Origin of the sequence: Orrella marina, from assembly GCF_003058465.1 — a bacterium.
GTDB classification, from domain to species: domain Bacteria; phylum Pseudomonadota; class Gammaproteobacteria; order Burkholderiales; family Burkholderiaceae_B; genus Algicoccus; species Algicoccus marinus.
In genome coordinates this window covers 2,803,458-2,817,259 of the sequence record NZ_CP028901.1, presented here as the reverse complement: position 1 = coordinate 2,817,259, position 13,802 = coordinate 2,803,458, and the positions used below count along the sequence as shown (strand labels likewise).

Annotated in this window: 10 protein-coding genes; 5 read left to right on the top strand and 5 right to left on the bottom strand. The window is 57.4% G+C overall.

Annotation, left to right across the window (positions count from 1 at the left end):
• Window positions 1-13 precede the first annotated feature (13 nt).
• Both DBV39_RS12755 and DBV39_RS12750 read right to left on the bottom strand, forming a co-directional pair.
• The gene (locus tag DBV39_RS12755; protein ID WP_108621849.1) at window positions 14-2,395 is read right to left on the bottom strand and encodes a xanthine dehydrogenase family protein molybdopterin-binding subunit; all 2,382 of its coding nucleotides are present in this window, start codon (window positions 2,393-2,395) and stop codon (window positions 14-16) included.
• A 15-nt stretch (window positions 2,396-2,410) separates the two neighbouring features.
• Window positions 2,411-2,878, bottom strand: coding sequence for a (2Fe-2S)-binding protein (locus DBV39_RS12750; RefSeq protein ID WP_108621848.1), 468 nt, complete (start codon window positions 2,876-2,878; stop codon window positions 2,411-2,413).
• 369 nt (window positions 2,879-3,247) lie between these two features.
• On the opposite strand from DBV39_RS12750, the gene DBV39_RS12745 reads away from it, so the two are divergent.
• Window positions 3,248-4,165 carry a pirin family protein gene (locus DBV39_RS12745; RefSeq protein ID WP_108621847.1) on the top strand — a complete coding sequence of 306 codons (918 nt, stop codon included), beginning with the start codon at window positions 3,248-3,250 and terminating at the stop codon, window positions 4,163-4,165.
• Here DBV39_RS12745 and DBV39_RS12740 read toward each other — a convergent pair whose 3' ends face one another.
• Window positions 4,166-5,044, bottom strand: a complete 879-nt coding sequence (locus DBV39_RS12740; protein ID WP_108621846.1) for an N-formylglutamate amidohydrolase — start codon at window positions 5,042-5,044, stop codon at window positions 4,166-4,168.
• A 464-nt stretch (window positions 5,045-5,508) separates the two neighbouring features.
• Between DBV39_RS12740 and DBV39_RS12735 the strand changes: the two genes are divergently transcribed.
• Both DBV39_RS12735 and DBV39_RS12730 read left to right on the top strand, forming a co-directional pair.
• A complete protein-coding gene (locus DBV39_RS12735; RefSeq protein ID WP_108621845.1) occupies window positions 5,509-6,363 on the top strand; it encodes a M90 family metallopeptidase in 855 nt (284 codons plus the stop codon).
• Between the two features lie 64 nt (window positions 6,364-6,427).
• Window positions 6,428-8,437, top strand: a complete 2,010-nt coding sequence (locus DBV39_RS12730) for an aconitase family protein (protein WP_108621844.1) — start codon at window positions 6,428-6,430, stop codon at window positions 8,435-8,437.
• 35 nt (window positions 8,438-8,472) lie between these two features.
• On the opposite strand, the gene DBV39_RS12725 is transcribed toward DBV39_RS12730, so the two are convergent.
• Window positions 8,473-9,153, bottom strand: a complete 681-nt coding sequence (locus DBV39_RS12725) for a helix-turn-helix transcriptional regulator (protein ID WP_159078940.1) — start codon at window positions 9,151-9,153, stop codon at window positions 8,473-8,475.
• Between the two features lie 231 nt (window positions 9,154-9,384).
• Here DBV39_RS12725 and DBV39_RS12720 point away from each other — a divergent pair, with 231 nt between their 5' ends.
• Together DBV39_RS12720 and DBV39_RS12715 are read left to right on the top strand one after the other, a co-directional pair.
• On the top strand, window positions 9,385-10,392 hold the full coding sequence (locus tag DBV39_RS12720) for a hypothetical protein (protein WP_227870619.1): 1,008 nt from the start codon (window positions 9,385-9,387) through the stop codon (window positions 10,390-10,392).
• Window positions 10,393-10,440: 48 nt separating this feature from the next.
• Complete coding sequence (locus tag DBV39_RS12715) at window positions 10,441-13,050, top strand: VWA domain-containing protein (RefSeq protein WP_108621842.1); 2,610 nt, start codon at window positions 10,441-10,443, stop codon at window positions 13,048-13,050.
• 67 nt (window positions 13,051-13,117) lie between these two features.
• On the opposite strand, the gene DBV39_RS12710 is transcribed toward DBV39_RS12715, so the two are convergent.
• A complete protein-coding gene (locus DBV39_RS12710; RefSeq protein ID WP_108621841.1) occupies window positions 13,118-13,726 on the bottom strand; it encodes a pyridoxamine 5'-phosphate oxidase family protein in 609 nt (202 codons plus the stop codon).
• Window positions 13,727-13,802 lie beyond the last annotated feature (76 nt).

Here is a 13,802-nt window from a genome sequence, read left to right as displayed (position 1 = left end):
ATGGCTCTCCTGATCAGGCTCGGGCATTCTGGATGACTTCCCACACGCGGTGGGGTGACGCGGGCATATCCAGGTCTTTGACGCCCAGTGGAGCGAGCGCATCCAGCACCGCATTGATGACTGCCGGAGGCGATCCGATGGCACCTGCTTCACCGCAACCTTTTGTGCCTAGCGGATTGGTTGTGCAAGGGGTGCAGACATGCCCTATGCGGAATTCCGGAAAGTCGTCTGCCCGCGGCATGGCGTAGTCCATGAACGAACCGGTCAGCAACTGGGCTGTTTCACGGTCATATACACAGTTCTCCAGCAGCGCCTGACCGATTCCCTGTACCAGTCCGCCGTGGACCTGACCTTCCACGATCATGGGGTTGATGATCGTTCCGAAGTCATCCACCGCAGTGAACCGGTCGATCTTGACTTCGCCAGTCAGTGGGCTGACCTCCACTTCGCAGATATAGGTTCCAGCCGGGAAGGTGAAGTTGGTCGGGTCATAGAACGCAGTTTCGTTGAGTCCAGGTTCCAGTGTCTCGAGCGGATAGTTGTGCGGGACATAGGCTGTGAGCGCGATCTCTGCGAAGGGAATTTTCTTGTCCGTTCCCTTGACACTGAATTCGCCATTGGCAAACTCGATGTCGGCATCACTGGCCTCAAGAAGATGCGCCGCAATCTTCTTGGCTTTGGCTTCGACCTTGTCGATGGCCCGCATGATGGCGGCGCCCCCAACCGAAATCGAGCGTGACCCGTAGGTGCCCATGCCAAACGGTACCCGACCAGTGTCGCCGTGCACGATGTCAACATTCTCGACCGGTATGCCGAGTCTGGCGGCGACGACCTGGGCAAACGTTGTCTCGTGTCCCTGACCGTGGCTGTGTGAGCCAGTGAAAACGGTCACGCTACCTGTGGGATGGACCCGGACCTCTCCGCATTCGAACAGACCCGCGCGTGCGCCCAGAGCTCCGGCGATATTGCTCGGTGCGAGACCGCAGGCCTCAATGTAGCTGGAGTAACCAATTCCACGAAGCCATCCTTTAGCCTCAGTGGCTTTGCGTCGGTCTTCGAAGCCGGCAACTTCCCCGAGTTCCATGGCTTTGTCCAGACACTGGTTGTAGTCGCCGGTGTCATACTGCAGGGCGACTGGTGTCTGGTAGGGGAACTCGGTGATGAAGTTGCGCCGCCGGATCTCGTCCTGACTCAGCCCCATTTCCCACCCGGCACGGGTGACAATGCGCTCAAGCAGGTAGGTGGCTTCGGGGCGGCCTGCGCCCCGGTAGGCGTCAACAGGGACCGTGTTGGTGAACCAGGAGTCCACCTCAACATAGACTTGCGGGGTGGTGTACTGGCCAGCCAAAAGCGTTGCGTACAGAATGGTTGGTACCGCGCTCGAGAACGTTGACAGGTAGGCACCCAGGTTGGCGTCTGTGTGCACACGAAACGCCAGGAATTTGCCGTCCTTGTCCATGGCAAGCTCGGCATGCGTGACGTGGTCACGTCCATGGGCGTCAGACACAAAGGACTCGGTCCGTTCCGCTGTCCACTTGATGTTACGGTTGAGCTTTTTGGCGGCCCAGGTCACGCAGACGTCTTCGGCATACAGGTAGATCTTTGAACCGAATCCGCCACCCACATCTGGTGCGATCACCCGCACCTTGTGTTCAGGCAGTCCCATGACAAATGCGGTCAGCAAGAGCCGCTCGACGTGCGGGTTCTGGTTCGCCACATACAGGGTGTACTCGTCGCTGGCACGGCTGTAGCAGCCGATGGCTGCGCGAGGCTCCATGGCGTTTGGAATCAGGCGGTTGTTGATCAGGTCGAGCTGGGTGACATGTGCGGCCTGTTCAAAGGCAGCATCGACTGCATCCTTGTCGCCGATGACCCACTTGAAGCAGTGGTTGTCAGGGGCTTCATCGTGCACGGCAGGTGCACCCTCCTTTTGAGCGTCGCGCACGTCGGCAACCGCGGCAAGAGGCTCATAGTCGACCTCGATCAACTCGGCTGCGTTCTTGGCCTGTTCGGCGGTTTTTGCGATCACCATCGCCACCTGGTCTCCGACGTGGCGCGCCTTGCCGACTGCCAGGATCGGGTGAGCCGGCTCCTTCATCGGTTCGCCATTGGTGCTGGTGATCAGCCAGCCACAGGGCAGACCACCAATCTTGTCGGCAGCAACGTCTTCGCCAGTAAAAACGGCCAGCACCCCTGGTGCTGCCTTGGCGGCAGTCGTGTCGATGGAGCGGATATTCGCATGTGCATGAGGCGAGCGCAGAAACACCGCCTGCGCCAGGTTGCTCAGGTCGATATCGTCAGTATATTGACCGGCGCCGGTGAGGAAACGTTCGTCTTCTTTTCTGAGAACCGAGTCACCGATGTAGGGAAGACTCGCAAAATCGTTTGAACCCATGATTCATTGCTCCTTTCAGGCTTTCATCTGGGCTGAGCCTTGCTGCACGGCCCGCACAATGTTCTGGTAACCAGTGCAGCGGCACAGGTTGCCTTCTAGAAGTTCGCGAATCTCGCGCTCACTCGCGTCGGGATGTTTGTTGGCCAGATCGACCGCGCTCATGACCATTCCAGTGGTACAAAATCCGCATTGCAGACCATGGCACTCTTTGAATGCCTGCTGCATGGGATGCATGGTGCCGTCTTCTGCTGCAAGGCCCTCAATGGTGGTGATCGCCTTGCCAGCGACCTGTGCGAGCAGCACATTACAGGATTTGAGTGCGTCACCATTCACGATCACGGTACAGGCACCGCACTGGGCCGTGTCACAGCCGACGTGGGTTCCTGTTAGCTGGAGATGTTCTCTAAGCGCCTGCACGAGCAAGGTGTTCGGGGGCGCGTCGATTTCAACGGCTGACCCGTTGACAGTCAACTCAGTTTTCATGCATGTCTCCTGAAGAAATCTTTGTCTTGTTATATGTCTCATGCTAAGGGACAAATGTGATTTCTTCAATCCTTTGGTTCGCCATTTCCGTGACAACATGTAGCGAATGACACGCGTGGCGAGATGCGGCACCGGTCAACTTGATTGCAGGAGACACTGGTCATGTCCGGGCCGTCCCCGTAACATGTGTGATCAGGAGGAGGCGCAGATACGTGATGTCAGGTATGTTTTCTTGGGGTCACTCGTGTCCGGCAAACCGTCAGTCAGCGCTGCCGTCAATATTCGCAGCTTTTCCGGTTCAGCCGATTCATCGATTGTCAGGCTCTTCATCGCCCTGTTCTGGGCATTCGTCACACAAGGAGTGAGCATATGGAGCATGATTCAAAACCCACTGACGTATCGGGAGAGTCCCGTGTCAGTCAAATCGATCTCAGACTTGCCGAACTGGGGGAAGGGTTCGAGGTCGCCCGTGCACTACCCTCAAAGCAGCAGCGACTGGTGGGGCCGTGGTGTTTTCTGGATCATCTCGGGCCTGCGGATCTGGCTGCAGGCAAGGGTCTGCATATCGGGGCGCATCCCCATACCTGTCTGCAGACCTTCACATGGATGATGAAAGGCGAGATTCTGCATTGTGACAGTCTCGGTTATGAGCAGGTCATCCGGCCTGGCCAGGTCAACCTGATGACTGCAGGCAGGGGAATCAGTCATACGGAAGATTCTGTCGGGGATGCCGGGCAGCTACACACGGCGCAGTTGTGGATCGCCCTGCCACCGGGTCAGGAAGAGATTGATCCGGCATTCGAGCATCACGCCGATCTTCCTGTCTGGGGCCTGGGAGCTATGACTTGTACATTGCTCGCAGGTGAGCATGATGGCCGTTGTTCGCCCGCAAAGGTTTACTCGGACATGATGGGAGTGGACCTTCAGGCGAACGTAGCGACCCGTCAGCGGTTCGAGCTGAGGCCCGACTTTGAATACGCCGTGCTGGTCTGCGAGGGCAGTGTCGCGTTAGATGACCAGCCTGTGCAGTCCAAGCGCTTTGCCTATCTGGCTCCTGGACGTGATCACGTGACGGTTTCACTTGAAGCCAGCAGCCGTTGTCTGCTGATCGGGGGCGCGCCTTTCACCAGCGAAGTTCATATCTGGTGGAATTTTGTAGCGCCCAGTCGAGAGCACATCAACCTGGCGTTTCAGGACTGGCAGGATCACGGCCCGCGATTTGGAGAGGTGCCGGGCGCATCACGTCGTCTTGATGCGCCTCGTCCGCCTTGGATGGAGTCGCGATGATCAATCCTGTCTGGGTTGCTGATCGGTGATGTAGTCACGCAGAACGCCAAGCAATTCAGTCAGATCAGCCTGTAATGTCACAAAGCCGTCGTTCTTCTCGCGTGTCTGCTCGTTCATGTAGATCGGACGAATGATCTCCACCTGCAGACTGTGACGGTTCTTAGGTGGCTGACCGATCTGCGCAATCAGCTCCACTCCTTTGTAAGGATCGTTGCGAGCAACCGTGTAGCCCTTGCCGATCAGAAACGATTCGACCAGGCCGATGAAATCCGGTGAGCAGGTTGTGCCATCCCGGTCTCCGAGCACAAAGTCTGCAAGTTTCTTGTCTGTCTGGATATCCATGCGTTCGTAGGCGTTCGCGGGCATCGAATGCAGATTCAAGTGCCAGAGCGCGCCGAACTGCTTGTAACGCTGGTCGATCGCCTCAGCCAGTGCCTGGTGGTACGGTGTGTAGAACTGGTCGATGCGCTTGCGGACTTCGGCCACGGGCAGTTTCTGGTCATAAATGCGGACGTTCTGGTCAAGCGTGGTCCACACCAGTCCTTTGCCGAGACGGGTTTTTTCTCCGGGTGACAGCGGGTCTGGCCATTGTCCGTCTAGCAAATCAGGGTCCAGATCTTTCAGGCTGCGGTTCGGGTCAATGTAGACACGAGGAAACGTGGCTTCAACCAAGGTTGCACCAACGGATGGTGCGGCATGCCATAGTTCATGGACATGATTGTCCTCACCCTGCCGTAATTGTTCCATTGGTACGGCGCAACGAAAGTCAACGGGGTAGGTGATACCACTGTGAGGAGAGTCACAGACCAGTGCAATAGGCTCTACCGTCGGATCGTGACGGATGAATGGGGGCAGGTGATTGAGTGTGGAGTTGCTCATGAAACAAGAAATCCTTGTGTTAACGACAGGTGCCTGGCGAGAAATTGCAATCGATGTGCGAGATCGTTGGGCGTGATCGTTGGGCCTTCAGGCTCAACGCGCTCTGGTCTGACCTTGTGTTTCTCACCTTGAACTGTCGATGATACCGGGCAACAGGTACTCTGTGTAAGGGATTCCTTGAGGATGTCACTCCTGTGCTGCCAGGGCGTTTTCGAATCGGGCCAGCCAGTATGTGGATAACCCTGTGGATGAACCGCTCTTCTTGTGTGTATATCCTGTGAGCAAAGTGTGTGCAAGTTGTGGAAATCTCGCACATGCGTTGCGTGAAAGGAAAACTTGCGCAAAGCTATGATGGAGCTGGACTGGATAACGGCAAACGCAATTTGATGCAAGGCTGAGCATGTCTTTGGTGATGCAGGCCTTGGCTCAGGTTGTGCTGGCATGAGTGGACTTGGGGAAGCGGTATGTTTCGATGGCTGGCCGGGCTTGGTGCCCGTGATTATGAGGTGGCGGATGTTCTGTCTCGAGTGACGCAGCAGCAGTGGGACCAGACGTTCAGATTGCTACCTTTTCTAGCTGGGCTGGGCCCTGATGAACTCGATCGTTTGCGCCACAAAACGGCCTGGTTTCTGGCAAGTAAACGCTTCAGCGCCGCCCATGAGCTCGAGCTGACGGATGAGATTATGCTGTCGATTGCCGTGCAGGCGAGTGTGCCCATTCTGAATCTTGATACAACGGTATACGAAGGATGGACGCAGATCATCGTCTATCCGGGAGCATTTCTGGTTCCGCGCACAGAAATGGATGAAGCAGGGGTCATACACGAGTACATTGCGCCCGCCAGCGGTGAGGCATGGGATGGAGGGCCTGTCATCCTGTCCTGGGATGATGTCGAGCACGATGCACAGCACCTGGCGAATGTGGTCATTCATGAGTTCGCACACAAGCTTGACCTTTACAACGGCCAGGCCGATGGTATCCCCGTCAAACCAGGTAAACAGAGTGCCGGTCGTGTGTCCTTGCGTGAGTGGCGATTAGCACTGCGCAATGCGCTCGAAATGTTTCGCGATCAGATTGACCAGCTTGAACAGTCCGTCCCGTCGGGGATTGATTCCATGTCCGGGCTTGTTCAACCCTGGTATGACACGCTGCCCATGGATCCCTACGCTGCGACCGACGAGGCAGAGTTCTTTGCGGTTAGCTCGGAAGTGTTCTTCGTGGATCCGTTGCGACTAGAGTCGGATTTTACGCAATGGTATTTCTGCCTGAGTCAGTATTACGAGCAGGATCCCGCGACTAGATTTCGTTCGGCCGGCTAAGGCATGTTAACGACGATGCGACTATGATGCGGTCTATTCTGATCGTCCAGAACGCTGAACATTTATGCCCAATATCCTGTTCGACACGCCAGTTCCTATCCTTTTCCTGACATGCCTGGCACAGCAGGTCGCTTCCCAGATCAATGGGCAGAGGCTCTCATTGTCTGATGTGGGAAAGCTGCGTGATGATATCTCCACTGACGAGATCACGCCGGTGCCGGTTCTTACCCATTTTGACGAGACGCTCGGACGGTTTCCGTACACAGGACTCACGCTTGAAGGTGAGCGACCCATCGAGGTTGATGCGATTCGTCATGGCGGCTTCAAGGTGGTCGTGGCGGGGCGTCGATATGGCAAAGGCTCCTCGCGAGAGCATAGTCCTATGGCTGAGCGAGCAGCGGGCGTTCGCCTGGTCATTGCCGAGAGTTTCGAGAGAATCTACCGCCAGAATGCAGACAACATAGGGCTTTACACCAGCACGGACATGGGGCTGGTGCAGCGCATACAACGCGGTGAGGCCGTGACGGTCGAAGAACTCGTTGCGGATCGGGATGCGCTGTCTGCGACGATCATTCTGGCTGGTGGTCTGTTGCCATTCGGTCAGCGTTATCTGGCGCCGGATGTTTTGGACATGCCAGAGTCGTCACCACGCAGCGAAGGCGTTGGTCAGACCTTGTTCCAGAAGATTGTCGCTCGCCAGCGCCTGCACCCGGCTGGTCTGGCTGGCCCAGGGATGTCCAGTCTGCCGGATGGCACGCCGGTGGGGCAAGGCTTGTTTGTGCGTGCGCACTGGCGATTCATTCACGAGTACTACACAGGGATGGCGGCAAGCCTTCTCAAAACACACCTGGACGAGAAGGTCCGGTTGGTGGACGCGCAACAGATTGTTGTCTTCGAAGATCACACATCTTATGTCGAGGAAAGTCCCAACCACCTGAGAGCAGGCATCGTGCCGAATGTTGTTCGCATGTGCGAGGCACAGCGCGCGTTCGTTGCTACGCATGGGTTGCGCGAGCACCGGACACTGACCGAGGCGCAAGCTGCCAGTGACACAGGTCAGAATGTGGCTGGCATTTCGCACGCCATGATGGCTGAACACTACGCTTTACCGGGGCAGGTGGTGGTGGGAACGGATTCGCATACGCCGCATAGCGGTGCACTGGGCTGTGTTGCATTCGGGGTGGGTACGACTGACATGGCCAATGCGTTTGTGACGGGCGTGGTTCGACTGACAATGCCTGGCAGTATCCGGGTTGAACTGTCGGGCAGACTGGCACCCGGGGTGACTGCCAAAGATGTGGCACTGCATTTGCTTGCGTTGCCGCAGATACGTGAAGGTCTGGGTGTAGGCAAGGTGTTCGAGTTCTGTGGTGAGAGCCTGCGGCATCTGTCGGTGGACGAAAGGGCGACGCTCACGAACATGGTCGCCGAACTGGGAGGGCTCACCGGTCTGGTCGCCCCTGATGACCGTACGGTCGACTTTCTGCTTGAACGCAGGGGTGTCCGGTTCACGGTTGAGCCCTGGATGCAAAGCGATCCAGGCGCGGTATACGACGCGTATCTGGAAGTGGATTGCACGGCGCTTGCCCCCATGGTCGCTGCACCAGGCGACCCTGGTAACGGCTCTCGAATCGATCACATTCGAGAGCGACCGCGTGTGGATATTGCGTACGGCGGGTCTTGTACGGCCGGCAAACGTGAGGACTTCGATCACTATCACGAGGTACTCGCCTGGGCGCTGGAACATGGTATGCGCGTTCCGGAACATGTAAGCCTGTTGCTGCAGTATGGCACCACAGCGGTCAGGGATCATTGCGTATCCCGGGGGTATGAGCAAACTTTCAGGGCGATGGGCGCGCGCATCCTTCAGCCCTCTTGTGGGGCGTGTGCAAACTGTGGGCCCGGTTCTTCGACCGACGCCGCTCAAGTCACGGTGAGCACCATCAACCGGAACTTTCCCGGGCGCTCCGGACCTGGTCAGGTCTGGCTGGCCAGCGCACCGACGGTCATGGCTAGCGCGGTCGCAGGCGAGCTTGTGTCTTTTGACGAGTTGCGAGCACGACAGGACTCTTGAGTGGATTCGTAGCGGATGACGCTCTCATTCCTTGCTTAGTAGACAATGCCAGGTGTGGCAGTCAGCACACGCGAGACGAATCCGGCCTGCCGGTGTGTGCCTGTTTTCTGGTAAAGATTGCGCAAGTGAAACGCGACGGTGGTCTGGGATACGTTCAGGCTGCGCGCGATATCCTCGGGAGACTTGCCGTGGATCAGCCCGTTGGCAATTCGCGTCTCGGCCGGTGTCAGACCAAACTGCGATGCAATCAGGCGACTACTGTGTTTTGAGACACGCTGTGGGTCGGTTATGAAAAGTGCTGCGACAGCATCGGTCTCGGCGACTGCTTCGTCTCCATCGAGCGCACAGGCCACCATGGTCAGTTCACCGCGTGAGCCCCGGGAATTGCGACGCTTTAGCGCGTAGCAAAGCACTCGGTCTTGACGCTTTAATGCGCAATAGACTACCTTGCCAAGCATGTCTCGCAAGCTCAACTGGTGTGTGCCATCGAGTGCCTTGAGGGTTTCGCCAGGCGTGAGGCCTCGCAGGTTGCGTGCAATCTCGACCGCGCTGTGATTCGCAAAACAAGTCCTGCCGCGCCGGTCCAGCAAGACTATCCCGACGCTGAGCATATGGAGAATCTTCTCGACGCCGTTAGGTTTGCGTGAGGTCCGCGTGATGCAACTGGTGTCCGGGGTGGGTTGTGAATAGGGCGTACAGTCAGGTGGCGCGTCCACTCGTTCGTCCTCCTTGTTTCTGGCTCAGGCGAGCTGGCCGAACCAGGTGCTCGCAACAACGCTCTCGACCATCTTTAGTGTGATTGTGCACCAAGGCGTGGTGTGGTTCTACCCTTGCGGACAGGTAATTCCCCATCTGAACAGACGGGGTCAGTCAGGGCGCGAACCCATAAGATGGCGTGACAAGATTGCACGCAGTCTATCTTCGTTACAGAAAAAAAGGGGAATGCGATGTGGGACTTCAGTCTCGGTGGAGCTTTTGGGCTGCTGTTACGAACCATGCCTTTCATCGTTCTGCGCATCCTCGTTTACTTCGGGATCACGTTGGCCTACGTCCTGGTAACGGGGATCGGTGCTGGCATTGGTTTTGGAGTCGGGGCTTTAGGTAGTAGCGGGTTTCAGGCAGGGGCGACCTTCTGGGGCGGCGCCATTGGTTTCGGGCTGGTCGGCGCAGTGGCTTACTGGGCACGCGAGTACATCCTTTATCTGGTCAAGGCAGGCCACACCGCCGTGTTGGTCGAGTTGATGGATGGTCGTGCGTTGCCGCCAGGCAAGTCACAGATTGCCCATGGCAAAGAGGTGGTGACTGCCCGGTTTGCACAGGCTAGTGTCCTGTTCGGTGTCGATCAGTTGATCAAGGGGGTACTCAGGGCTGTAACGCGGCTGGTACAAGGTTTGCTGTCCATGCTGCCAGTTCAGGGTGTGCGTCAGCTCGGATCCATTCTCCAGGCTTTCCTCAAAGTCGGGGTGGGATTTATCGACGAAGTGATTCTTGCCTATTGCATCAGGACGGGATCGAACACGCCCTGGAGTTCTTCCAGGCAGGCGCTGGTTCTGTACGGCCAGAACTACAAGATCATGCTCAAGAATGCGGCATGGCTGGTCGTGATTGTGTATTTGATCAGCTTTCTGGTGTTTGTCCTGATGCTTGGGCCAGCTGCCTACATCATTTATCTGATGCCAGGTGGGTGGAGTGCAGGGGCGTTTGTGTTTGCCTTGCTGATGGCGTGGAGTATCAAGGCTGCGTTTCTGGAACCACTGGCGATCACGTGTCTGATGCAGGTGTACTTCAAGGCCATTGAAGGGCAGCAGCCCGAGCCTGAGTGGGATGCAAAACTCGAGCAGATGTCTGACAAGTTCCGGACCCTGAAGCAGCGCGCTCTGGGCGAGCAGCAGACACCGGCAACGGATGTCGCGAGTACGGCAGCGCAGGCACAGGGCCCCGGCAGCCTGCCCTGACAACAGGGTTCAGTGAGTGCAACATCAATTGTCTGAAGGAGACTTCTTTTGTCGAGCCAAGGTCAAGCGCCAGTTCTGTCGAGATTGACAGCTTTTGGGGTGGGTGTGCTGATGATGGGCAACGTGCTTGCATCGGACAAGAGCAACGCGGCACACGACATCATGGTGGTATATGACGCATCGGGATCGATGTGGGGGCAAATTGATGGTGTCACCAAAATCGAGATTGCCCGAGATGTCATGGCCGACTTTCTGGATCGATGGCCAGTGGATAGCCGGCTCGGTCTGGTGGCATATGGCCATCGCCGGGAAAAAGACTGCCGGGATATCGAGACATTGATTCAGCCAGAGGCAGTAGATCGGCCTGCTTTTCTTGAAACCGTCAACCAGATTCGCCCCAGGGGGCGCACGCCCTTGTCGGCCGCAGTCGAGCATGCGGCCAATGACCTGGCATACCAGGAAAGGCCGGCAACAGTGGTGTTGATCTCGGACGGCATCGAGAATTGTCAGGCTGATCCCTGCGCACTGGCCGAGAAGCTCGCGCAGCAGGGCGTTAACTTTACAGCCCACGTTATCGGGTTTGACGTCAGTGCCGAAACCCAGGAACAGCTGGCATGTATTGCTGAACGCACAGGCGGACAGTTTGTTGCAGCGAAGGATGCTGCCCAGTTGCAGCAGGCCATGATGACGGTTCAAACAGAAATCGAGCGGCAGGCTGTCTCGGCGGCCCCACCCCCGTCTGATCAGGAGGTAGCATCCGTCAAGGTGGATGTATTTGCGCCTGAAACGGTCGTGGCCGGTTCCCGGTTTGACGTGCAGTGGAGCCTCCCGGAGGACGTTGACCCATCTGGTGTGAGTTCGACAGACCGTATCGGTATTGCGCCGGCTGGTGCGAAAGAGGATGTGCTGATTACTGCAAGGCGGGTTTCAGAGCAGAAGAAGGCTCAGCTGACTGCGCCTGGTCTGGCAGGGCCTTTCGAGGTTCGCTACGTTTCGCGGGCAAGCGCCGATGTCGCTGGGCGTGCTGCCATTGAGGTTGTCGATCCTGATCTCACCCTGACTGTTCCAGAGCATGCGGTTGCCGGCGAGCGATTTGAAGTGGCATGGTCCGAGACAGTCAATTCGCTTGATCGGGTTGGGGTTGTGCCCTCTGATGCGGAACCAGGCCAGTTTGGTAACTATCTGCGAGTCAGAGAGAGCGATACAGGTTATTTGACCGCACCCTCCGAGCCTGGCTCGTACGAGGTTCGCTACATGCTCAGTGAGGGCGGGGCAACTGTCGCGAGTGCGCCCATCGAGATCATCGAGGCCGAAGTCACTTTGCGAGCGCCAGATGCTGTCAATGCCGGTTCCAGGTTCCAGGTGGGCTGGTCGGAAACTATTCACCAGAGTGACTTTGTGACGATTGTGCCGCAGGGAACCCTGGAGGGAGAATTGGGTAACCGAAGTCGTGTCGGTACCCGTGAGCAGGGAAGCCTGACAGCACCTGCCGAGCCAGGCGCGTACGAAATTCGATATGTTCTCCATCAAGGCAAACAAAGAACAGTGGGCAGACTGCCGATTGCGGTCATACAGTCTGATGTGTCACTAGAGGCGCCTGAAAGTGTGTCGACGGGGGAGCGGTTCACTGTCAACTGGTCTGATTCGATCAACCCCAACGACCTCGTCACGATCGTTGCGCATGATGCGCCAGACGATACGCGGGGTAACCGTAGGCGGGCAGGAAGCGGCCAGACGCAAGGGGTATTGACCGCCCCGGCTGATCCCGGATCGTACGAGGTTCGCTATGTGTTGCACGAAGGGGGAGAGGTACTCGCACGGGCGCCCATCGAGGTTGTTGCCGCGACAGCCAGTCTTTCGGCACCCGAGCAGGTGGTGGCCGGCAGTCGATTCGAGATTGAGTGGACTGAAACGATTAATCAGAACGATTTTCTGACGATCGTCTCGCATGACGCGCCAGACGATACGCGGGGTAACCGTAGGCGTGCAGGAAGCGGCCAGACGCAAGGGGTTTTGACCGCCCCGGCCGAACCGGGTGAATACGAAGTCCGCTATGTGCTGCACGAGGGGGGAGAGGTGCTTGCCCGTGTTCCAGTAACGGTCGTTACGCCCGAAGTGGGGCTTCTGGCACCGGCCAGTGTGGTGGCCGGCAGTCGGTTCGAGATTGAGTGGACTGAAACGATTAATCAGAACGATTTCCTGACGATCGTCGCGCATGACGCGCCAGACGATACGCTGGGTAATCGTAGGCGGGCAGGACGCGGCCAGACGCAAGGGGTATTGACAGCACCGGCCGAACCGGGTGAATACGAAGTCCGCTATGTGCTGCACGAGGGGGGAGAGGTGCTTGCCAGTGTGCCTGTCGTGGTGACGGAACCAGAGGTCAAACTGACGGTGCCTTCTCGGGTGCGTGCGCAGGAGAGGTTTGATGTCAACTGGTCTGCAGCGATCAATCCGAGCGATACCGTGACCATTGTTTCGCAGGGCTCGGACGATCGTGAGACGGGCCCTCGCACAAGGGCAGGCAATCGCACGCAAGGGAACCTGACGGCGCCGGCTGAACCCGGGGTCTATGAGATTCGGTACATCATGCAACAAGGAGGAAAGGTGCTAGCCCGGGAGAGGATCGAGGTGCTCGCAAAGGATGCACCGCTCTGATCCGTCATTTGCGCAACATTGTTTGGCAACCGACGGTCAGTTCAGCGTCCGGACTCGGTGTGCTGACTTAAAGGTCTGACTGATAGCGCCTGAGCATATCCTGCTGGCTTTCAACCGGTGAGGTATCGCCGGTTTGTGCATGGATCATCTCATTCAGGGTAGGAAATGTCTCTCGCGCAATTCTGACATCCGGATCCCACAGACGGGACCGCATGAGCGCCTTGGGACAGTGCAGATAGGCCTCCTCTACCGTGATGCGAATCACGCAACGTGGTTCGCGACGCCCGTCCTGCAGGCAGGCAGCCAGATCGTCATCATCGTTGCTCAGACTGGCAAGACCGTTTACCCGCAACGTTTCGTCCACGCCTGGAATCAGAAACAGCAAGCCGGCGCGACCGGTCTGCACGATGTTCTGCAGCGAGTCCAGTCGGTTGTTACCAGGAGAGTCTGGTATTAACAAAGTTTTGTCATCACGAATGCATACAAACCCTGGTTGTCCGCCCCTGGGTGACGCATCTTGCAGGCCAGTCTGACCAGAGGTGGATAGAATCAGGAACGGTGACGTTTCAATGAAGCGTCTGCAGTGGGTATCGAGGTGGTCAAGCTGCTTGCGAAGTGCCCGCTCCCGCGGCTCGGGATAGAGCGATCTGAGTGCTTCTAGGGTCTGGATCTGCATGATGCTCACTCGCTGGGATAGATGGCAGTTGAGTCAGCATACACCCGCAGCGTGCATGTCTGCCTTGCATGAGACG